We start from the raw sequence: 20678 nt of genomic DNA on the forward strand, positions 1-20678 counted from the left end.
CGATCTGATGGACACATCTGTTACCCGTCCCGAGCTGCTTCTGGTTGCTGATGCGGTCTCAAGGGAAAAGAATATCGATCGTGAGCAGGTGCTCGAAGCGATGGAGCAGGCCATCCAGAAGGCTGGCCGTGCAAAATACGGGCATGAGAAAGACATCCGTGTCACGATTGACCGCAAGACGGGCGAGGTTCGCCTGAGCCGCTGGATTGAAGCCGTCGAGGTGGTGGAAAACGAGGACGCCCAGATTCCGCTGAAGATCGCCCGGAAGTTCAGGCCGGAGATTCAGGAAGGCGAGTTCATCGTGGACCCCCTGCCGCCGATTGATTTCGGGCGCATTGCCGCCCAGACGGCCAAGCAGGTGATCGTCCAGCGCGTGCGTGAATATGAGCGTAAGCGTCAGTATGATGAGTTCAAGGATCGTGTGGGCGAGATCATCAACGGGACGATCAAGCAGACGGAATATGGGAATCTCATGGTGGAGCTTGGCGGCCATGCCGAAGGGCTTCTGCGTCGTGATGAGATGATTCCCCGTGAGGAATTCCGCAACTCCGATCGTGTCCGTGCGTACATCTACGATGTGCGTGATGAACCCCGTGGCCCGCAGATTTTCCTCTCCCGTACGCATCCGGGTTTTCTGGCCAAGCTGTTTGCACAGGAAGTGCCTGAAATTTACGATGGCATCATCGAGATCAAGGCCGTGGCCCGTGATCCGGGGTCCCGTGCCAAGATGGCCGTCGAGTCCCGTGATGCATCCATCGACCCGGTCGGTGCCTGTGTCGGCATGAGGGGGTCCCGTGTTCAGGCTGTCGTGGCCGAGCTTCAGGGCGAAAAAATCGACATCATTCCCTGGAGTGCGCAGGCTGCCACGTTCGTGGTGAATGCCCTTGCTCCGGCTGAAGTCACCAAGGTGGTGATGGATGAGGATGCCGGACGTGTCGAGGTTGTCGTACCGGATGAACAGCTGTCCCTGGCCATTGGCCGGCGTGGGCAGAATGTCCGTCTTGCCAGCCAGCTGACCCGCTGGGACATCGACATCCTGACCGAGGCGGAAGAATCCGAACGTCGTCAGGAGGAGTTCCGCAAGCGTACCAGCCAGTTCGTCAACGAGCTGGATGTGGATGACGTGATTGCGGGCCTGCTGGTGACAGAGGGTTACCACACCATCGAGGATCTGGCTTATGCTGATCCGGCAGAGCTGCATGACATCGAAGGTTTTGATGAAACCGTGGCTGAAGAGCTGATGGCCCGTGCCAATGATTATCTGGCTGGCCGTGAGCGTGCGCTGGATGAGCGTCGGCGTGAGCTGGGTGTCAGTGATGATCTGGTCGGTCTTGGCGTGTTCTCCCTTCAGGTTCTGGTTGAGCTGGGCGAGAAGGGCATCAAGACACTGGATGATCTGGCCGATCTGGCTGCCGATGAGCTGATCGAGCTTCTGGGTGGGGAAGAACCGCTCGAGGAAGCCGAGGCTAATGAGATCATCATGGCGGCCCGTGCTCACTGGTTCGAGGGTGAGGGAGATGCTGGTGAGGGAGACTCGAGTCACGACTGAGGAGTCCATCCCTGACACTGATGATGGTCCGCCGGGGCGGGGGCATCGTGCCCTCTCCCAGCGTCGCTGTCTGGTCAGCCGGACTCATGGTGAACCGGGGCACATGCTGCGGTTTGTCGTGGGGCCGGATGGCAGGGTCGTGGCGGACCTGTCCGTCCGTCTGCCCGGTCGTGGCATGTGGCTGCTGGCAGACAGGGCCGTTCTGGAAGATAAACAGCTTGCCCGGGCTTTCTCCCGTGCAGCACGGCAGAAAGTGGAACTGCCTGAGGGACTTGTGGAGTCTGTCAGGGATGGTTTGGCAAAGCGTCTTCTGGATGGTATCAGTCTGGGCCGACGCGCTGGCGAAGCAGTCTGTGGGTTTCAGAAGTGTCGGGAACGGATCGTTGCTGGTAGAGTCGGGGTTGTCATTTGTGCAGCAGGTGCGAGTCAGGATGAGGTGGCCCGTCTGCTGTCGGGCCAGCGGGACTTACCGGTGGTCTGGGTGCCAGGGGCTGTTCTGGCAGCGTCTTTCGGGCGGGAACGTGCAGTTTATGCCGTGATGGCTCCCGGTGCGCTGGCAGATCGCCTGAAGGCAGAATATAAGAGATTTACGGGAGTGACCGAAGGTATGCTCCCTGGCCCTGATACGGTAGGGCAGTAAGGAACAGGCAGAAATTATGAGCGACGGCAACGAGCGCAACCAGAACGGAACTCCAAAGGGGACGACCCCGAAAGAAGGGCAGAGCAAAAGCTCCGGTCGCCTGTCACTGCGTCCGGCAGGACGCAAGGATGTTGGGCGGACTGTGGAGGCTGGCTCCGTAAGACAGAGCTTCAGTCACGGGCGTTCCAAGGAGGTCCAGGTCGAGGTGCGCAAGCCCAAGAGAAGCCGTACGGCAGGCAGCCGTGGTGGTCGTGCCGCAACGGGCGTCCGTGGCCTGACAGCTTCCGAGCAGGAGAAGCGTCAGCGGGTTCTGGCTGAGGCCGCCGCCGCCGCCCGTGCCGAGGAAGAGGCCCGTCAGGAAGCCGAGAAAATCCGCATCCGTTCCGCTGCCGAGGAGGAAGCGCGTAAGAAAGCTGAACTGGAAAGCTGCGTGCGTACGGGAGCTAAAATCCGCTCAGTTGAGAGAGGAGGGCGTGAGGAGGACAGTGACAGTGTCGTTATTCGTGACGAGAAAGTTGAGAAAGTGGTGCTCTCTCGTCCAGATTCTAACACGGGTGGGGTGCAGCTGGCCGAGCCGACCAAGCGTCTGCGTCCTCTGGCCGAGCGTGCCATCATGCCGAGCCGTCCGCTGAACACGGCGGCATCTTCCCGTGCGGCTTCAACCCGTTCTGCTTCCGCGGCCGGTGAGACCCTGCATCTGCGTGGTCGTGCCGGTGCTGCCGCCTCTGCCGCTGATGATGAGAGTACGGCAGCCCCCCGTCGCAGTGGTGGCGGAGGCGGTGGGGGTGCCCGTCGTTCATCCACGCAGTCCCGCCGTCCGGCGTCCCGGCGTGCCTCCGGTGGTCAGGACCGTCGTTCCGGCCGCATTGACGTGCGTGCTGCCATCGAAGGTGATGATGGCAAGACACGCTCTCTGGCTTCCGTCCGCCGTCAGCGTGACCGTGAACGCCGTCAGGCCGAGCTGGAGCGTCTGCGGTCCGATCAGGTCCGGGTCGTGCGTGACGTGACCGTACCGGAAACCATCACGGTGGGTGAGCTTGCCAACCGTATGGCGGCCCGTCAGGGTGAGGTCATCAAGATGCTGATGAAGATGGGCGTCATGGCAACGGCTGCCCAGAGCATCGACGGCGATACGGCTGAGCTGGTCGTGAGCGAATTCGGTCACCGTATCAAGCGTGTGGCAGACAATGATGTCGAGCTGGGTATTGAAGGGATCGAGGACAAGCCGGAAGACCTGCTGCCCCGTCCGCCTGTGGTGACGGTCATGGGCCATGTTGACCACGGCAAGACCTCCCTGCTCGATGCACTGCGGACTACCGATGTGGCCCATGGTGAAGCCGGGGGCATCACCCAGCATATCGGTGCCTATCAGGTGACGCTGTCTTCAGACCAGAAGGTGACCTTCATCGATACGCCTGGCCATGAGGCCTTCACCTCCATGCGTGCCCGTGGGGCCTCCGTGACGGATATCGTGGTACTGGTCGTGGCGGCTGATGATGGCGTGATGCCGCAGACGGTCGAGGCGATCAAACATGCCAAAGCAGCGAGTGCGCCGATCATCGTGGCCATCAACAAGATGGACAAGCCGGGTGCCAACCCTGACCGTGTCCGCAATGAGCTGCTGAACCATGAGATCGTGGTGGAAAGCATGGGTGGCGACACGCAGGAGGTGGAAGTTTCCGCTCTCAAGCGTGATGGTCTGGACAGGGTTCTAGAAGCCATCCTGCTTCAGGCTGAGATTCTCGACCTGAAGGCCAATCCGAACCGGATCGCTGAAGGTGCCGTCATTGAGAGCCGTCTAGACCGTGGCCGTGGTTCCGTGGCGACCGTGCTGGTCCAGAAGGGAACGCTTAACCGGACGGACATTGTCGTGGCCGGTGCCCATTGGGGGCGTGTCCGTGCCCTGCTGGATGATCACGGTAAACAGATCAAGAAGGCTGGTCCGTCCGTTCCTGTGGAAATTCTGGGCATGAGTGGGGTGCCGGATGCCGGTGCGCCGTTCGTGGTGGTTGACAGCGAGAACCGTGCCCGTGAGATCAGCGAATTCCGCCAGCGCAAGGCACATGAGAAGGCGACGGCGATGCAGGTTGCTGCCCGTGGTACGCTGGACCAGATGCTGGCCAAGATTCAGGCTGGTGAGCAGAAGGAAGTCGCCCTGATCGTCAAGGCTGACGTGCAGGGGTCTGCCGAGGCCATCCAGGCAACGGTGGAGAAGCTGTCCCATGAGGAAGTGGCTGTCCGTGTCCTGAATGCCAGTGTCGGTCAGATCACCGAGAGTGACGTCCAGCTTGCCAAGGCCTCCAGTGCCGTCATCATCGCCTTCAACGTGCGTGCCACCGTGCAGGCCCGTGAGCTGGCCCAGCGTGATGGTGTGGACATCCGGTATTATTCCATCATCTATCAGGTCTCTGATGATGTGGAGAAACTGGTCAAGGGCCGCATCGCACCGAAGCACCGCGAGAAGTTCCTCGGTTATGCGGAAATCCGTCAGGTCTTCAACATCACCAAGGTGGGCAAGGTGGCTGGCTGCTACGTTACCGAAGGTGTCGTCAAGCGTGGCTGTGGCGTGCGTCTGCTGCGTGACAACGTTGTCATTCATGAGGGTGAGCTGAGCCAGCTGAAACGCTTCAAGGATGATGTCCGTGAAGTGGCCCATAACTATGAGTGCGGCCTTTCCTTCGCCGGTTATAATGACCTGCGGGAAGGCGATGTGGTTGAATGCTATGAAATGGAAGAGATTCCGGCTTGAAGAAACGGCCTTCCTTTGATCTCCTCGGGCCGGCGGGCGAAAGCTCTGTCGGTCCAAGCACCCGTCAGCTGCGTGTTGCAGAAGAGGTCCGTCATGTTCTGGCAGAGGTTTTTGCCAGAACGGAGTTTCGTGATCCGGAGCTGTATGGCGTGACTGTCACGGTGACGGAGGTGCGTGTTTCCCCGGACCTGCGTCATGCCACCGTGTTCGTCACCCGTCTGGGACGGGATGACATAGAGGCTGTCCTGCCAGCACTGAAGCGTGTTGCTTCCTTCCTGCGTAAGCGGCTTTCTTCTGCTCTGCGCCTGCGGACTGTGCCGGAGCTTCATTTTCAGCCTGATACCTCTCTGGAACATGCGATGGAAGTGGAGAACATTCTCCGCTCTCCGGAAGTCCAGCGTGATCTGCGTCATGATCCAGCTTCAGACGATATGGACTGAGGCTGGGCGGTTCGCTGATGGCACGCAAGAGAGGGAAAGACATTCATGGCTGGCTGATTCTCGACAAGCCGCTGGGGCCGAGTTCCACTACAATGGTTAACAGGTTGTTGCGGGCCTTTGATGGTCGCAAGGCCGGACATGGTGGAACGCTGGACCCTCTGGCTTCGGGCGTGCTGCCGATCGCTTTTGGCAAGGCCACAAGCACCATTCCCTACATCATGGACGCTACCAAGCGGTACCGTTTTGCCCTGTCTTTCGGGGAAAGCCGGACGACGGATGACCGTGAAGGAGAGGTTCTCGCAACGTCAGAGGTGCGGCCTTCCGATGACGAGATCAGGGCCGTGCTGCCTGCACTCTGCGGGAATGTCATGCAGGTGCCGCCTGTGTTTTCGGCCCTGAGGGTTGGGGGGCAGCGGGCTTATGATCTTGCCCGGGCAGGTAGGCCACCGGACCTTCCGCCCCGGCCTGCCCGAATCGATTCGATCACCCTGGTGGAACGCCCTGACGCTGATACGGCGGTGTTTGAGGTGCAGTCTGGCAAGGGGGTCTATATGCGCTCCCTCGCACGGGACATTGCTCTGGCCTGTGGCACGGTGGGACACATCTCCGTCCTGAGGCGCACGAAATGTGGGCCTTTTGATTTGTCCCACAGCCATACGGTGGAACAGTTAAGACTGGACAAACTGGAAGAAACTAGAGACAAGGCATGTGCTCTTCCGGTTTCCCTGCTGGATGCGGCGACTGCGCTGGTCGACATCCCGGCGTTGGCCGTCACGCGGGCAGAGGGAAAATCCCTGATCTGTGGGCAGGCTGTCATGCTCGCCCATCTTGAGGGGAGCGTGCCTGAGGGGGTGGAGGATGTTCCACTCTGGCGGGTTACGGTTGGAGGGCATGTCATTGGGCTGTGCCGGGCTGCCGAAGGGCGGCTGCGGGCAGTCAGGATGTTGGAAAACCATTTGTTTTTTGGAGAACAAGATGTCGATTACAGCTGAACGTCGCAGCCAGCTCATCGCTGAATACCGTCGTGCCGATGATGATACCGGGTCCCCGGAAGTGCAGGTTGCCCTGCTGACCGAGCGGATCGTGAATCTGACAGAGCACATGAAGACCCACAAGAAGGACTTCCACTCCCGTCGTGGTCTGCTGATGCTGGTCGGCCGCCGCCGTGCGCTGCTGGATTACCTGAAGCGCAAGAGTGAAGAGCGTTACCAGACGCTGATCGAACGCCTCGGCCTGCGCCGCTGAGATCCGACCATGATCCGGGGGTGTGAACTCCCGGATTCTGGCCCTTGCTGGGTTGCCAGAAAACGCTTTCGTCGGCGTTTCAGGCCACATGGTGTCACGACGTGTCTGATGCGTCATCATCGCCATGCCGTCCGAAACGCTGTTTATAGTCTGGTACTGGCTGGGCCGTGATTATTGCTTCCGGAGGAAGACAGAATGTTTGACAATTATTTCCGTAAAGAAATTGAATGGGCCGGCCGGCCGCTGGTTCTTGAGACCGGCAAGATTGCCCGCCAGGCCGATGGTGCCGTCGTGATCACCTACGGTGATACGGTCGTGCTGTGTACGGCCGTTGGTGCCAAGACGGTGAAACCGGGGCAGGATTTCTTCCCCCTGACCGTGAATTATCAGGAAAAGGCCTATGCGGCTGGTAAGATTCCCGGGGGCTTCTTCAAGCGTGAAGGGCGTCCTTCCGAGCATGAAGTGCTGTCCTCCCGCCTGATTGACCGCCCGATCCGCCCCCTGTTCCCGGATAACTTCAAGAATGAAGTGCAGGTCGTTGCGACTGTTCTGAGCCATGATATGGAGAATGATCCGGCTCTGGTCGCCCTGATCGGCTGTTCTGCGGCCCTGACCCTGTCCGGCATCCCGTTCTTCGGTCCCGTCGGGGCAGCCCGTATCGGGCGTATTGATGGCAAATTTGTTGTCAATCCGACCCTCAGTGAGGTGAAGGACAGTGCGCTGGACCTCGTGGTGGCCGGTACCTCCGAGGGCGTGCTGATGGTTGAGTCCGAGGCGCAGGAGCTGTCCGAGGATGAGATGCTCGAGGCTGTCATGCTGGGTCATACGGCTTTCCAGCCGGTGATTGATGCCATCATTGATCTGGCCGAACATGCCGCCCGTGCGCCGTGGGACCTGCCGGAAGTCTCCAAGGAGGAGGTTGCTCTCCGCAAGCGTGTGGACAAGGTTGGCAGCAAGCTGATTGCCGAGGCGTACAAGGAACGCCGCAAGCAGGCCCGCATGGAGAAAGTGGCCGAAGCTCGTGAGAAGATCGTGGCCGCGCTTGAGGAAGAAGGTTTTGACGCCGAGCTGGCCAAGCCGATGATCAAGGACCTTGAGGCCCAGGTGGTCCGTGGTGCCATCCTGAAGACGGGCATCCGTATTGACGGGCGTGACACGAAGACGGTCCGTCCCATCATGGCGGAGGTTGGCGTTCTGCCCCGCTCTCATGGGTCTGCTCTTTTCACCCGTGGTGAGACACAGGCACTTGTTGTCGCCACCCTGGGAACAGGACAGGATGAGCAGGTGATTGATGCGCTGGAAGGGGAATACCGGTCCCGCTTCATGCTGCATTACAACTTCCCGCCTTTCTCTGTCGGTGAGTGTGGTCGCATGGGGTCTCCGGGCCGTCGTGAGATCGGTCATGGCAAGCTGGCATGGCGTGCCCTCAATCCGCTTCTGCCCTCCAAGGAGGATTTCCCGTACACGCTGCGTGTTGTCTCCGAGATCACGGAGAGCAACGGCTCTTCCTCCATGGCGACGGTCTGCGGAACGTCCCTGTCCCTCATGGATGCCGGTGTGCCCATGCCCCGGCCGGTGGCTGGCATCGCCATGGGTCTCATCAAGGAAGAGCGTGGCCATGCCGTGCTGACGGATATCCTTGGTGATGAAGACCATCTCGGTGACATGGATTTCAAGGTGGCCGGTACGTCCGAAGGTGTGACAGCCCTCCAGATGGACATCAAGATCACCTCCATCACGCCGGAAATCATGAAGGTGGCCCTGGAGCAGGCCCGTGAAGGCCGCCTGCACATTCTTGGCGAGATGAGCAAGGCCCTCTCCGAGGGGCGGTCTGACGTGGCCGGTAATGCGCCGAAGATCACGACCATGACGATCCCGCTCGCAAAGATCCGTGACGTGATCGGCTCTGGCGGTAAAGTCATCCGTGAGATTGTTGAATATTCCGGTGCCAAGGTCGATATCGGGGATGACGGCGTTATCAAGATTGCCGCCGCCAATGATGAACAGGCCCAGAAAGCCATCAGCCGGATTGAAGGCATCGTGGCCGAGCCGGAGATGGGGCGCATCTATGACGGGAAGGTCGTCAAGACGGCTGACTTTGGTGCGTTCGTGAACTTCCTTGGCCCCAAGGATGGTCTGGTGCATATTTCTGAGCTGACGGATGGCCGTGTGGCCAAGACGACGGATGTCGTCAAGCAGGGTGATGCCGTCAAGGTCAAGGTTATTGGCTTTGATGACCGAGGTAAGGTAAAACTCTCCATGCGTGTCGTGGATCAGGAAACTGGTGCCGATATCACGGAGAGCGTTGGTGCCAAGCCGGGTCGTCCTCGCCGTGATGCGGAGTAAGGATGTGTGAGGGGAGCGACAGGCTCCCTTTGCATGAGTTGTTTGTGATTGAGTAGTGGGGACATCTGGCCTCTATGAAGTCGATCAATGCCGTCCGTTTTGGTGGTCAGGAGGTTCTGCCCCTGGTCGAAGGGGGCAAAGGTGTTTCTGTCTCCAATGGTGTGTCTGCAGGATACTGGGCTGCGGCAGGTGGGGTCGGGACGATCTCTGCCGTCAATGCAGACAGTTATGACGAGCAGGGGAACCCTGTTCCACAGATCTATCATGGCCGGACGCGCCGTGAGCGGCAGGCCGAACTCGTGCGCTACGCCATTGAAGGTGGCATCGCACAGGCGAAGATAGCCCGGGATATTTCCGGGGGGCGTGGCCGTGTTCATGCCAATTTCATGTGGGAGATGGGGGCCGCAGAAGAGGTCATCACCGGCATTCTGGAAGGGGCACCGGGCCTGATCCAGGGTCTGACCTGCGGTGCTGGCATGCCTTACAGGCTGGCGGAGATTGCCGCCCAGTTTGGGGTGCATTATTACCCGATCGTCTCGTCAGGCCGTGCCTTCAGTGCGTTGTGGAAACGCTCTTACGTGCGTTTTGCGGACCTTCTGGGCGGTGTTGTCTATGAGGACCCGTGGCGGGCAGGCGGCCATAATGGCCTTTCCAATACGGAAAATCCTCTCAAGCCGGAAGCTCCCTATCACCGTGTGGCGGCTCTGCGAAGGGTCATGAACGGCTTTGGCCTCCAGCATGTGCCCATCATCATGGCGGGTGGGGTCTGGCATTTGGAAGAATGGAACGACTGGCTGGACAATCCGGAGATCGGCCTGATCGCCTTCCAGTTCGGTACCCGGCCGCTCCTGACGAAGGAAAGCCCCGTTCCGGAGGCATGGAAGCAGCTTCTTCTGACACTGAAGGAAGGGGATGTGTACCTGAACCGTTTCTCACCGACAGGATTTTACTCCTCGGCGGTGAATAACGGGTTCCTTCAGGAGCTGCGTGCCCGTTCTGAGAGGCAGATCGCCTTTCAGGCGAAAGCAGAGGGTGAGTTTGATACACCGATCTGCCTTGGTGGCCGGGGGCGTGAGGTTTTTGTCACGTCCGGAGACGCCGAAAAGGTCAGTCGCTGGAAAGAGGCTGGGTATACCCAGCCCATGCGGACACCGGATGGGACCGTCGTCTTCGAGACGCTGGAAACTGCACGGCAGGTGCTGGCCGATCAGGCAGCCTGCATGGGGTGTCTCTCCCAGTGTCGCTTCTCCAACTGGAGTCAGAAAGGCCCGTCCTTCAGTACCGGGCAGCGGGCTGATCCAAGGTCCTTCTGTATCCAAAAGACTTTGCAGACAATTTCTCATCTTCAGGATGTCTCTCCGGAAGATCAGAAACACATCGTGGACCATAATCTGGTCTTTGGTGGGACGAATGCGTGGCGTTTTGCAACGGACCCGTTCTACGCCAACGGGCATATCCCGACCGTCAAGGAACTGGTCGACCGTATCATGACCGGGCGGTAGGACATATTCGGATCATGGCTGGAATGGAAAGGTGCGGGTTTCTGGCCCGCACTTTTTTTATGGGCAACAGTCATGGAAAAAGATGCTGCGTCGCCCATCCTGTACCATCCACCGTCCGGGTGAAGAGAACACGGTCATGCAGGCGGAAGGGCTTGTCCATCCAGAATTCCATGGTGAGGGGAGTGACCCGGTAGCCATTCCAGTAAGGTGGCCGGGGGACGGTACCGATGGCAAAGCGGGTTGTTTCTTTCGTCACGGCCTGCCAGAGTGCCTTGCGGCTGGCGATGGGGCGGGACTGCTGGCTGGCCCAGGCACCGATGCGGCTGGCACGGGGGCGGGACTGGAAATAGGCATCTGCTTCTTCAGCTGGAAGGCGTGAAACCGTGCCCCGGATGCGCACCTGTCGCCGCAGGGATTTCCAGTGGAACAGCAGGGCTGCTTTCATGTTCTGTTCCAGTTCCCGGCCTTTGGCAGATTCACTGTTCGTGTAGAACACGAAGCCTTCATCATCGAAGCCTTTCAGCAGGACCATGCGGACATCCGGCAGGTTCTGTGCATCCACGGTGGCAAGGGCCATGGCGTTGGGGTCGTTCGGTTCCTTCGTTTCGGCCAGAGACATCCAGTCCTGGAACAGCAGGAAGGGATTATCCCCGGCAATGGTCTGGTCATCATTCTGGAAGGCCGCTTCGGCACTGTCGTCTATCATGTTGATGGTTCCCTGTTGCATGTCGATGGGCGATCATGGAAGTGGCAGGGGGCTGTGTCCATAGGGAAGGCAGGTCTGTCTGCCATGTGATGCAGGGCTTGGTAAGCCGTGGCAGGACTTCCATATAGGGGGGACGTTCAGGAGAGTGAGGGGAAGAGGTTCATGGAGACGTTCCGGTTCATATTCATGCTGACCTGTGATGACCGTACGGTGGAGACGGCGATGGAAGCAGCAGAAACTGCCCTGCGGCTGGGTATCCGGCATATCGGGTTCAAGGATATTGGTCTGCCGGTGGAGGAATTACGGGCACTGGCCGACAGGCTCCGTTCTGCCGGAGCAACCTCATATCTGGAGATCGTGTCGCCGGACAGGGAAAGAGAACTGGATTCCGTGAGGGCCGGACTGGCTCTGGGGGTGGACTGCCTGATGGGGGGCACCCACGTGCCGGATGTACTGCCCCTGCTGGCCGGGCATGATGTGGCCTATTACCCCTTTGCTGGTCATGTCGTGGGGCACCCTAGCGTGCTGAAAGGCTCACCGGAAGAGATTGCCCGCAATGCCGCCGAATGGGCAGTGCATCCGGCCGTGACGGGGCTGGACCTGCTGGCCTATCGTAATGACGGGAATGTGCCGGAGGTGATCCGGGCCAGCTGTGCGGCCGTGGGCAAGCCCGTGATCGTGGCCGGTTCCATCAGCACGCCGGAGCAGATCAGGACTGTCCGGCAGGCGGGAGCCGCAGGTTTCACTGTGGGGACTGCCGTCCTGGATGGAATTTTCCCGGCCAGAAGTACCTCTCTTGAGGATCAGCTCAGGGCTGTAATGGCGTGCCTATAACAGGCCCAGCTCGGAGAGCTGGTTGCGGAGAGATGCCGGAAGTGAACTGATCCCATTATCGGGGACGCCGGTAGCGGGCTGGTCAAGGTCTGGTGGAGTGTCCTCCGGTTTGAAGTATCGCCAGCCTTGAAAAGGCCTCATGGGCCGGGGCTGGGTCGGGATGACGTCATCGGAGACAAGAATCAGGGTGCCGGGATGGCCGTCCTCCCGTGTGTAACTGTCAAAACCGATGATGGGCTGGCGGCACATGATGAGACCGTTGATGACCCGGTAGATGGAGCCACCACCTTCCAGAATTTCATCAGCTCGTTTGGGCATGGTGCGGGTCCGGACATAGGCCACATCTCCGTGACGTTCCACGGCAACCCAGTCCCGCAGCATCTCGGGTGAGGTACAGCCTACGATCAGCTTTATCATGTGGAGGGTGGGTGTCTTCGGTGCGGGCATGGCAGTCATCATGATGCAGACAGTGTTGGCCTGTCCCATAAATGGGGAGGCAGACCGGCCTTTTCAAAGGTCCGTGTCAGAGGACGAGCTGCCCGAGCAGGGCCTCCAGCCGGAGGCGGCCCTCATCCGTGGCCCGGAGCGTATGGGTATCCTGCTCCAGGTAGCCTTCTTCCAGGCAGGCTGCCAGAATGACGGGGTCGAGGCAGTCCCGTAGGGGAAGGCCCGTCCGCCGTGTGAAATGGGCTGCATTGATTCCTTCCCGCAGCCTCAGCCCCATGAGCAGGGCCTCATGGGCCTTCATCTCGGGGGAAAGCGTTTCATCTTCCCGGGTGCCGTGGCCATGTGTTTCCACAAGCTCTGCCCACGGTTCCGGGGCACGGTGTCGGCGTGTGGCATGGAGCTGTCCGCTGAAGGTCAGGCGGCTATGGGCACCGGGGCCGATCCCCAGATAGTCGTCATAATGCCAGTAGGTGAGGTTATGGCGGCTTTCCGCACCGGGGATGGCATAGTTGGAGATTTCGTAGTCACGCAGGCCAAAGCGGGCGGCCTCGTCACGGGTCATCAGGTACAGGGACGCTGCCAGCTCATCTTCTAGCAGGATGAGGCTGCCCCGCCTGTGACGGGCCTCAAATGTCGTGCCGGGTTCGATGGTCAGCTGGTAGAGGGACAGGTGGTCAGCCGCCAGAGCAAGGGCCTGCTGGAGTTCGGCCCGCCATGTTTCTTCTGTCTGGCCGGGGCGGGCATAGATCAGGTCGAAGGACAGGCGGGGAAAGATGCTGCGCCCCAGCTCCAGCGCAGTGATGGCCTGTCGGGCTGAATGCTGTCGCCCCAGGGCGGCAAGATCAGCCTCATCAAGGCTCTGCACCCCCAGAGAGAGACGGTTGACGCCCGCATCTGCAAAGGCACGGAATTTGTCGGCTTCCACACTGGTGGGGTTGGCTTCCAGCGTGATTTCAGGGTCATTCACGCTGGGGAAGAGGCGGCGGGCATCTTCAATCAGATGATGGACCGTTTCCGGTGCCATGAGGGAGGGTGTCCCCCCGCCGAAGAAGATGGAAACAAGCTGGCGGGGCGCATCCTGCATGAGTCTTGTGGCTTCATGGCGCAGCTCGGCCCTCAGGGCGTTGGCAAAACGCTCCTGAGGGATAGTCTCCCGGACATGGGAGTTGAAGTCACAGTAAGGACATTTGGAAAGGCAGAACGGCCAGTGAATGTAGAGTGAAAGAGGCAGGGGATGGGTCACGATCAGATCGCGACCCGCACCCCGAACTCCATGACACGCTCCGGCGGAATCCGGAAGAATTCGGAAATCGACGTGGCGTTGTTGAGCAGATAGAGGAAGACCCACATCCGCCAGAGCGACATCTTCGGCACCTTGGAGCGGAAGACGAGATCATGTGACGTGAAGTAGGAGGCCTGGATGGGGTCGAAGTCCATCTCGGCCATGTTGGCCAGCGTCAGGGGTAGGTTGGGCATTTCCATGAAGCCATAGCGGATGATGACACGGCGTATGCCCGGTGCCAGCTCCTTGATGGTCATGCGTTCTGCCGGATCAGCCTCCGGCTGGTCCAGTGTCTGCACGGTGACGAACAGGACCGTCTGATGCAGCACCTTGTTGTGTCGCAGGTTATAGAGCAGGGCATCCGGCACCATCTCCGGGTCGGAGGTCAGGAAGACGGCCAGGCCGGGGACACGGATGGTGCGGGACTGGGTCAGCCGGGTAATGAAGGACCCCATAGGCACGGCATCACGTTTCTTCATGTTGCGGATGAGCTGACGCCCACGCTGCCATGTGGTCATGATGAGCGTGCTGCCAACGGCGATGCTGAGCGGGACCCAGCCGCCATCCGGAATCTTCATGACGTTGGAGGAGAAGAAGACACCATCCATGATGAAGAAGAAGCCGAATACGAGGCCCACGGCATAGCTCTTCCACTGGAAGACACGACGGAAGACCACCATGGCCAGCACGCAGGTGCAGAGGAAGGTGCCCGTCACGGCAATACCGTAAGCGGAGGCCAGGGCTGCGGAGGAGCGGAAGGCGATCACCAGAACGACGGAGCCGAAGGCGAACATCCAGTTGAGGGAGGGCAGATAGATCTGCGCTTCCTCATGCGGGTTGGTGTGGATGATGCGGGTACGGGGCAGATAGCCGAGCTGGATGAGTTGGCGGCAGAGGGAGAAACTGCCGGAGATACCGGCCTGGCTGGCAATGATGGTGGCCATCGTGGCCAGAAGCAGCATGGGAATCTGCAGCCAGTGCGGGGCCAGATAGTAGAACGGGTTGGCCAGTGTGGTCGGGTCATGAATGATGGAGGCGGCCTGCCCGAAATAGTTCAGGGACAGGGCGGGCAGCACGAGGAAGAGCCACGCAAAACGGATGGGAGACCGCCCGAAATGCCCCATGTCGGCATAGAGGGCTTCTGCACCGGTGACGGACAGCACGACCGAGCCAAGCGCAATGAAGGACAGCTTGCCATGCGTGACGATGAAGCGGATGGCCTCAAGCGGGGACAGGGCCAGCAGTACGCCCGGATGGAGCATGATGCCCCGTGCCCCCAGAACGGCGATGGTGATGAACCAGACCAGCATGATGGGACCGAAAGCCCGGCCGATTTTCCCGGTCCCCAGGGCCTGTGCGGCAAACAGCCCCAGCAGGATGATGATGGCGGCCGGAATGATGAAGGGCGAGGCATCTGGAACGGAAATTTCCACACCTTCCACGGCGGAAAGGACCGAGATGGCGGGGGTGATGATGCCGTCACCGAAGAACAGGCACGCCCCGGCAATCCCGATCAGCCCGAAAACCCAGCGGAAATAGTTGGATTTGCAGACACGCTGGGCCAGGGCCATCAGGGCGATGATGCCGCCCTCCTTGTTATGGTCGGCCCGCATGATGAGAATGACATATTTGATAGTCACGACCAGCATGAGTGCCCAGAAGGTCAGGCTGGTCAGGCCGATGACTTCCCATGCGTGGGCGGGGTGGGTTTCCGACCCCACATTGCGGATGGAGGATTGCAGGGCGTAGAGCGGGCTTGTCCCGATATCACCATACACGACGCCCAGAGCGGCTAGCATGGCCCCCATTCCCTTGGGGCGGCTGTGGCCATTCTGCCCCTGTGGCGGGGTTGAGGTCGGTGTCCCTATGGAATTGGGGTATCGGGGATCAGAAGAGGATTCCTTGAGGGACATGCTATCCTGTTCAGACATGGAGAGAACCATCCTGTGTGACTGATAGACACCCATCCCCCACAGGAAGACAGGCAGGGATGCCCCATGCAGGAGGGCACCGGCTATGATGATTCCGGCTTCATGACAGTTTTTTCATATGTAATGCAAGTAGAGAGCCTAAAAAAACTGTCACTCCTCATAATCAAGCCCGGGGCCGGTTCCCGAATATGGCTGTACCGACACGGACAAGAGTGGCCCCTTCTGCAATGGCGGTCTCAAAATCCGATGACATGCCCATGGAGAGTGCAGGCAGGCCATGACGGCGATTCAGTTCCGCAAGTTTCCGGAAGAATGGACGGGGGTCTTCATTGAGGGGGGGAATGGCCATCAGCCCTTTTACATGGTCCTTAAAGCGGGAGAGGGCATCTTCAATGAACCGGTCGGCGTCTGCCGTGCCAATGCCGGATTTCTGGGGTTCATCACCGATGTTCACCTGAATGAACAGCTCCGGCAGGCGGCCCGTTTTCTGGGCTGCTTTCTCCAGTGCCGTGCTGAGGGAGGGGCGGTCCAGACTTTCGATCACGTCGGCGAGGGCACAGGCCTCGGCAGCCTTGTTGCTCTGTAATGTCCCGATGATGTGCAGGCGGAGGTCCGGCCAGTCTTCCCGCAGGGCCGGGAATTTGGCGGCGGCCTCCTGCACACGGTTTTCTCCGAAAACGCGCTGTCCGGCTTCAAGGGCCTGCCGGACGGCACTCTGCGGGTGGAACTTGCTGACGGCGACGAGGCTGACATCATCTGCTGGCCGTCCCGCCTGCTGGCAGGCCGTGCTGATGCGGGTTCTGATGCCGTGCAGGGCATGGGCAATGGTGTGATCTGTCATGATGGTCCGATTGCAGCCCCTTTGATGGAGAGGGTCAAGAGGCCGGACAAAAACCATCTTGACTTTTCTCCTGCTGACTCCCGACAACGGGCGCATGACAAACGCTTCTTCTTCCCGTCCAGCCCGTTCACGCCTCAGGGGTGGACGGGGGCGGCGCACCGGTTCCCGGCCCGCCTCCATTTCCCGCCATGAAGACCCGGTAAGGGACTTGGCCTTTGATATTGTCTGCGGCGTGGTGGAGCATCGCCGGATGCTGGAAACCACGCTGGAACGCAGTACCTGCGAAGGGCGGGACCGTGCAGCGGCACACCGCCTTGCCGCAGCGGCCCTGCGGCATCTGGGCAGCATGACGGAGCTGCTTCAGCCGCTCCTGCGCCGCCAGCCGCCGGAGCCGGTCCGTTGTGCCCTGCTGCTGGGCGTGGCGCAGATTCTGCATCTTCAGACACCTCCTCATGCGGCTGTCGGGACGATTGTTGACCTGTTGCACCGGCGTGGCCTGTCACCGTTCGCCGGGCTGGCCAATGCCGTTCTGCGCCGTGTGGTGCGGGAGGCTGAAACGCTGAAGGAGGGGCTGGATGATGCCCGGCTGGATGTTCCTCACTGGCTCTGGAGTGCATGGGGGCGGCGGGCACGCTCCATCACGCAGGGTTTCTATCAGGAAGCTCCGCTGGACCTGACGATGAAACCCGGCTGCGAGGTCCCGGAAGGCGGCGAGACCCTGTCGACCGGAACGGTCCGTTATCCGGCCGGGACAAAGATGACCGAGCTGCCCGGTTTTGCCGAAGGCCAGTTCTGGGCACAGGATATGGCAGCGGCCATGCCGGTCCGGCTGATGGGGGACATGCGGAGGAAGCGGGTTGCTGATCTCTGTGCGGCTCCGGGGGGCAAGACGGCCCAGCTTGTCTGCGGTGGGGCAGAGGTCGTGGCCGTGGAGCGTGAGAAGTCCCGTGCCCAGAGACTGAAAGACAATCTGGCCCGCCTCCAGCTGAAGGCGGAGATTGTCGTGGGGGATGCCCTGCGCTGGCGTCCATCCGAGCCGCTGGATGTCGTGCTGCTGGATGCGCCCTGTTCGGCAACGGGCACGCTGCGGCGGCACCCTGATGTGCTGTGGATCAAGCGGCCCCGTGACATCACCACGCTGGCGGCGGGGCAGGACCGCTTCATTGATGCAGCCTATGAGATGCTGAAGCCGGGGGGGACGCTGCTTTATGCGGTCTGCTCCCTTCAGGACGAAGAAGGCCCGCAGCGCATCGCCCATGCTTTGGAAGATGGTCGGTGGGAGCTGTCTCCTTTCACGGAGGAGGAGCTGGCCGCTCTGCCCCGTGCCCGCACGGAGGAAGGGTATTTCCGTACCCATCCGGGCATGAACGTCGCACAGGGCGGCATGGACGGCTTCTTTGCTGCCCGGCTGATCCGCCGCTAGGGGCGGATCAGGACCAGCTGTTACATCCAGGGTGGTGTGGGCAGGTTTCTGCCGCGCAGGAAGTCAGGATTGAATAGCTTGGACTGATAGCGTGCGCCGCCATCGCTGAGGATGGTGACGATGTTATGCCCCGGCCCCAGACGGCGGGCCGTGCGGATGGCGGCAGCAATATTGATGCCGGAAGACCCGCCAACGGAGAGACCTTCCTTCATGGTGAGCTGGTAGATCTGTTCCAGAGCTTCGGCATCGGGGATGCGTTCGGCATGGTCCGGGGCGCAGCCTTCCAGATTGGCCGTCACACGGGACTGACCAATGCCTTCGGTGATGGACCCGCCACTCACGCTGAGGTCATTGGATGTGACCCAGCCATAGAGGCCGGAACCTTCCGGGTCAGCAAGGACGATCTTGGGGCTTTTCTGGCCGTCCCGCCGGGCTAGGTCCCGCAGGCCGAAGGCGATGCCCGCCAGCGTCCCCCCGGACCCGCAGGAACAGGTGAAGGCACTGACTTTGCCTTCAAGCTGGGACCAGATTTCCGGGGCCGTGGTCGTGCGATGGGCCTCACGGTTGGCGGTGTTGTCGAACTGGTTGGCCCAGAAGGCGCCGGTTTCTTCAGCCAGACGGCGGGAGACATGCACATAATTGCCCGGGTCCCGGTACGGTTTTGCCGGGACGAGGCGAAGGTCAGCCCCGATCATGCGGAGGAAGTCCAGCTTCTCCCGGCTCTGGGTTTCCGGCACGATAATGACGGCCTTGCAGCCGAGGGCGTGAGCTACGAGTGTAATACCGATGCCGGTATTCCCGGCCGTCCCTTCCACGATGGTGCCACCTTTCTTCAGCACGCCACGGGCAAAGCCATCCTGAATGATGGAGAGGGCTGCCCTGTCCTTGACGGACCCGCCGGGATTCATGAACTCGGCCTTGCCGTAGATGTTGCATCCCGTGATCTCGGACGCATGGCGGAGGCGGATGAGCGGCGTGTTGCCAATGGCCTCCACCAGAGACGGACAGGGTGTGGCGTGAGCGATGGATGATGTATGTTTCATGCAGGAATCCGGTTGTTGCTGATCGGCGGAATGGGTCATGTTTAGCGTGACAGGTGGCATGACCGTCATGATGCTGCCTGAAACGACGTGAAAGGGTAATACACCCTATATATGATCGTTGATTGTGAATTCAACAGAGGAGGATGACATGAAGCACAGCACTGCGAAAGACGCATGGGGGTCCCTGAAAGCTGATGGTCAGGCCATTCTGGTGGATGTCCGCACGCCGGAAGAATGGGCGCAGGTGGGGATGCCGGAGCTGGGGTCCATCGGCAAGAAGGTCGTCGCCCTGACATGGGGTGCGGGCAGTGAGGCTGAGTTCATCCACGGGCTGGAACAGGCCGTACCGAACAAGGCGACACCGCTTTTCTTCATCTGCCGTTCAGGGATGCGCTCCCAGAAAGCCGCTGAACTGGCCGCCCAGGCAGGCTATGAGACACTCACGAACGTTGTTGATGGTTTTGGAGACAAACACGGCCCCGGCACAGGCTGGAAAGCCTGTGGCCTGCCCGTGAAGTAAAAAAGGGCCGCTGTCCTTACCGCCCGCCATTCGGGTCAGCATCCGCATCATAGCGGGGGGTGAGGATGGCACACCACGGGTAGCGGCTGTCATAGCTCTGCCCGTCCGAACTGCTGACACGGCCGCTGCTGTCTGTCGGCACATGGGTTAGGGAGACGGCATCATCCACATTCCCGCCGATGATGCTGATTTCCCGCCCGAAGGGAGGGGCGTTCTGATCCGTGGCGACCACAATGCCGCAATGGGCCGGGAAGCCGTAAGATGTGGGCAGCATGGAATAGGTGATGCTGCGGCTCTTGCCACGCCCCACGCAGAGTATGTCGCCCAGCCGGGGGGCGTAACTGGCAGGGTTCTGTGCTGAAATGCCGGGATTGCTGCCGGAGGCTGCGGCATTGATGTAGGTGGCGTGGTTCGGTGAATAGGGGAAGCGGATATTCGCCCCGCCAATGCGCATGACATAGGAGATGAAGGCGGCAGACCATGCATAGCGGCCATCATGCAGGAACGGGAACAGGCTGCCATTACCATCGGTGCGGCCTGTCCAGCGGGCTTCAGTCTCTTCCGGAGCCTGACCGATCCACCAGTATTCCCCGATGCGCTGCCAGAGGCCGGGCAGACGTTCTGGCTTCATGGCGGGGCTGGTTGGCTCGGGCCGATCATGAGGGTCGGCATCGGCTACGGGGCTGCCGAACATTCGCCATTCCCGCAGGGCAATGGCAGCGACATCCTGACGGTTGAAGGGGGCGAAGTTCTCGCTGGCAAAGGCGGGGACGTGGGCATCATATTTCAGCGGGCCGGTCTGTCCGTTTGCATACTGGCTCATGGGTGTGAGGGCCGGGTTATGCGGACTGCTGCTGTTCGAACATGCTGCCAGCAGAGCAAGGCTGCAGAGGGACAGGCCGTGAATATAACCTTGCCGCCCGTGTCTGAAAAAACGAAGAATTGCCTTCATGGTAACGCTTAAGCCCGTGAGTGTATTCCGCCTGATACTAAAGGGCGAGGTTAGAGTGTTTTGGTGAAATTGGGAATGCATTTTTGGCATGAATGTGAGATAAAATGCGAAGAAGTTTATGATAAGTATATGAGCAAGTTCATGCTGTTACGATAACCTTCATTCATTCTTGAATGTTATCGAGGCTGCTGGACGATTTATCAGGATGTATGGTGGGGACTAAATGGT

The 20678-nt window shown here is 60.2% G+C and carries 18 protein-coding genes; 11 read left to right on the top strand and 7 right to left on the bottom strand.

The genetic code is table 11. From position 1 onward, the window contains the following. Window positions 1–7: 7 nt before the first annotated feature. The 8 genes from nusA (at window position 8) to NQF87_RS04605 (ending at window position 10471) form a co-directional block, all read left to right on the top strand. A complete protein-coding gene (nusA, locus tag NQF87_RS04570; RefSeq protein WP_266127235.1) occupies window positions 8–1549 on the top strand; it encodes a transcription termination factor NusA in 1542 nt (513 codons plus the stop codon). After that, window positions 1524–2189 (top strand): DUF448 domain-containing protein, encoded by a 666-nt coding sequence (locus tag NQF87_RS04575; protein ID WP_266127236.1) that lies wholly within the window; start codon window positions 1524–1526, stop codon window positions 2187–2189. Before nusA ends, NQF87_RS04575 begins: the two co-directional genes overlap by 26 nt. A gap of 16 nt (window positions 2190–2205) precedes the next feature. After that, on the top strand, window positions 2206–4938 hold the full coding sequence (infB, locus tag NQF87_RS04580) for a translation initiation factor IF-2 (RefSeq protein WP_266127237.1): 2733 nt from the start codon (window positions 2206–2208) through the stop codon (window positions 4936–4938). Next, entirely contained in the window at window positions 4935–5378 is a 444-nt protein-coding gene (rbfA, locus tag NQF87_RS04585) for a 30S ribosome-binding factor RbfA (protein WP_266127238.1), read from the top strand. The genes infB and rbfA overlap by 4 nt, the downstream gene beginning before the upstream one ends. 17 nt (window positions 5379–5395) lie before the next feature. Further along, window positions 5396–6370 carry a tRNA pseudouridine(55) synthase TruB gene (gene truB / locus NQF87_RS04590; RefSeq protein ID WP_266127239.1) on the top strand — a complete coding sequence of 325 codons (975 nt, stop codon included), beginning with the start codon at window positions 5396–5398 and terminating at the stop codon, window positions 6368–6370. After that, window positions 6354–6623, top strand: a complete 270-nt coding sequence (gene rpsO, locus NQF87_RS04595) for a 30S ribosomal protein S15 (RefSeq protein WP_182040119.1) — start codon at window positions 6354–6356, stop codon at window positions 6621–6623. Before truB ends, rpsO begins: the two co-directional genes overlap by 17 nt. Window positions 6624–6818: 195 nt before the next feature. Further along, complete coding sequence (gene pnp, locus NQF87_RS04600; RefSeq protein WP_266127240.1) at window positions 6819–8969, top strand: polyribonucleotide nucleotidyltransferase; 2151 nt, start codon at window positions 6819–6821, stop codon at window positions 8967–8969. Window positions 8970–9043: 74 nt separating this feature from the next. Beyond that, window positions 9044–10471 (top strand): NAD(P)H-dependent flavin oxidoreductase, encoded by a 1428-nt coding sequence (locus NQF87_RS04605; protein ID WP_266127241.1) that lies wholly within the window; start codon window positions 9044–9046, stop codon window positions 10469–10471. A 70-nt stretch (window positions 10472–10541) separates the two neighbouring features. Here NQF87_RS04605 and pdxH read toward each other — a convergent pair whose 3' ends face one another. After that, the gene (gene pdxH, locus NQF87_RS04610) at window positions 10542–11177 is read right to left on the bottom strand and encodes a pyridoxamine 5'-phosphate oxidase (RefSeq protein ID WP_266127242.1); all 636 of its coding nucleotides are present in this window, start codon (window positions 11175–11177) and stop codon (window positions 10542–10544) included. A 162-nt stretch (window positions 11178–11339) separates the two neighbouring features. Between pdxH and NQF87_RS04615 the strand changes: the two genes are divergently transcribed. Then, complete coding sequence (locus tag NQF87_RS04615; protein WP_266127243.1) at window positions 11340–12011, top strand: 4-hydroxythreonine-4-phosphate dehydrogenase; 672 nt, start codon at window positions 11340–11342, stop codon at window positions 12009–12011. Here NQF87_RS04615 and NQF87_RS04620 read toward each other — a convergent pair. The 4 genes from NQF87_RS04620 to NQF87_RS04635 form a co-directional block, all read right to left on the bottom strand. Continuing rightward, window positions 12006–12458, bottom strand: a complete 453-nt coding sequence (locus NQF87_RS04620; protein ID WP_266127244.1) for a DUF1489 family protein — start codon at window positions 12456–12458, stop codon at window positions 12006–12008. The genes NQF87_RS04615 and NQF87_RS04620 overlap by 6 nt on opposite strands. A 76-nt stretch (window positions 12459–12534) precedes the next feature. Then, window positions 12535–13701: a radical SAM family heme chaperone HemW gene (hemW, locus tag NQF87_RS04625; RefSeq protein ID WP_266127245.1), complete on the bottom strand. Its 1167-nt coding sequence runs from the start codon at window positions 13699–13701 to the stop codon at window positions 12535–12537. Between the two features lie 2 nt (window positions 13702–13703). Next, on the bottom strand, window positions 13704–15653 hold the full coding sequence (locus NQF87_RS04630; protein WP_407652006.1) for a potassium transporter Kup: 1950 nt from the start codon (window positions 15651–15653) through the stop codon (window positions 13704–13706). A 181-nt stretch (window positions 15654–15834) separates the two neighbouring features. Continuing rightward, a complete protein-coding gene (locus tag NQF87_RS04635) occupies window positions 15835–16512 on the bottom strand; it encodes a YggS family pyridoxal phosphate-dependent enzyme (protein WP_266127247.1) in 678 nt (225 codons plus the stop codon). Window positions 16513–16606: 94 nt separating this feature from the next. Here NQF87_RS04635 and NQF87_RS04640 point away from each other — a divergent pair, with 94 nt between their 5' ends. Continuing rightward, window positions 16607–17935 (top strand): RsmB/NOP family class I SAM-dependent RNA methyltransferase, encoded by a 1329-nt coding sequence (locus tag NQF87_RS04640; protein ID WP_407652007.1) that lies wholly within the window; start codon window positions 16607–16609, stop codon window positions 17933–17935. A 20-nt stretch (window positions 17936–17955) separates the two neighbouring features. Here the strand turns inward: NQF87_RS04640 and NQF87_RS04645 are convergent, their stop codons facing one another. Continuing rightward, window positions 17956–18978, bottom strand: coding sequence for a cysteine synthase A (locus NQF87_RS04645; RefSeq protein WP_266127249.1), 1023 nt, complete (start codon window positions 18976–18978; stop codon window positions 17956–17958). Between the two features lie 148 nt (window positions 18979–19126). Between NQF87_RS04645 and NQF87_RS04650 the strand changes: the two genes are divergently transcribed. Beyond that, complete coding sequence (locus NQF87_RS04650; RefSeq protein ID WP_266127250.1) at window positions 19127–19498, top strand: rhodanese-like domain-containing protein; 372 nt, start codon at window positions 19127–19129, stop codon at window positions 19496–19498. Between the two features lie 16 nt (window positions 19499–19514). Here NQF87_RS04650 and NQF87_RS04655 read toward each other — a convergent pair whose 3' ends face one another. Further along, entirely contained in the window at window positions 19515–20450 is a 936-nt protein-coding gene (locus tag NQF87_RS04655; protein ID WP_407652000.1) for a DUF2272 domain-containing protein, read from the bottom strand. Window positions 20451–20678: the final 228 nt, after the last annotated feature.

This window comes from Bombella dulcis, assembly GCF_026385505.1.
In the GTDB taxonomy this organism is placed as follows: Bacteria; Pseudomonadota; Alphaproteobacteria; order Acetobacterales; family Acetobacteraceae; genus Bombella; species Bombella dulcis.

Excerpts from the sequence above, each read along its gene's own strand:
- nusA (WP_266127235.1), top strand. The coding sequence starts at position 8 with ATGGACACATCTGTTACCCGTCCCGAGCTGCTTCTGGTTGCTGATGCG.
- infB (WP_266127237.1), top strand. The coding sequence starts at position 2,206 with ATGAGCGACGGCAACGAGCGCAACCAGAACGGAACTCCAAAGGGGACG.
- truB (WP_266127239.1), top strand. The coding sequence starts at position 5,396 with ATGGCACGCAAGAGAGGGAAAGACATTCATGGCTGGCTGATTCTCGAC.
- rpsO (WP_182040119.1), top strand. The coding sequence starts at position 6,354 with ATGTCGATTACAGCTGAACGTCGCAGCCAGCTCATCGCTGAATACCGT.
- pnp (WP_266127240.1), top strand. The coding sequence starts at position 6,819 with ATGTTTGACAATTATTTCCGTAAAGAAATTGAATGGGCCGGCCGGCCG.
- NQF87_RS04605 (WP_266127241.1), top strand. The coding sequence starts at position 9,044 with ATGAAGTCGATCAATGCCGTCCGTTTTGGTGGTCAGGAGGTTCTGCCC.
- pdxH (WP_266127242.1), bottom strand. The coding sequence starts at position 11,177 with ATGATAGACGACAGTGCCGAAGCGGCCTTCCAGAATGATGACCAGACC.
- NQF87_RS04615 (WP_266127243.1), top strand. The coding sequence starts at position 11,340 with ATGGAGACGTTCCGGTTCATATTCATGCTGACCTGTGATGACCGTACG.
- NQF87_RS04620 (WP_266127244.1), bottom strand. The coding sequence starts at position 12,458 with ATGCCCGCACCGAAGACACCCACCCTCCACATGATAAAGCTGATCGTA.
- NQF87_RS04630 (WP_407652006.1), bottom strand. The coding sequence starts at position 15,653 with ATGTCCCTCAAGGAATCCTCTTCTGATCCCCGATACCCCAATTCCATA.
- NQF87_RS04635 (WP_266127247.1), bottom strand. The coding sequence starts at position 16,512 with ATGACAGATCACACCATTGCCCATGCCCTGCACGGCATCAGAACCCGC.
- NQF87_RS04640 (WP_407652007.1), top strand. The coding sequence starts at position 16,607 with ATGACAAACGCTTCTTCTTCCCGTCCAGCCCGTTCACGCCTCAGGGGT.
- NQF87_RS04645 (WP_266127249.1), bottom strand. The coding sequence starts at position 18,978 with ATGAAACATACATCATCCATCGCTCACGCCACACCCTGTCCGTCTCTG.
- NQF87_RS04650 (WP_266127250.1), top strand. The coding sequence starts at position 19,127 with ATGAAGCACAGCACTGCGAAAGACGCATGGGGGTCCCTGAAAGCTGAT.
- NQF87_RS04655 (WP_407652000.1), bottom strand. The coding sequence starts at position 20,450 with ATGAAGGCAATTCTTCGTTTTTTCAGACACGGGCGGCAAGGTTATATT.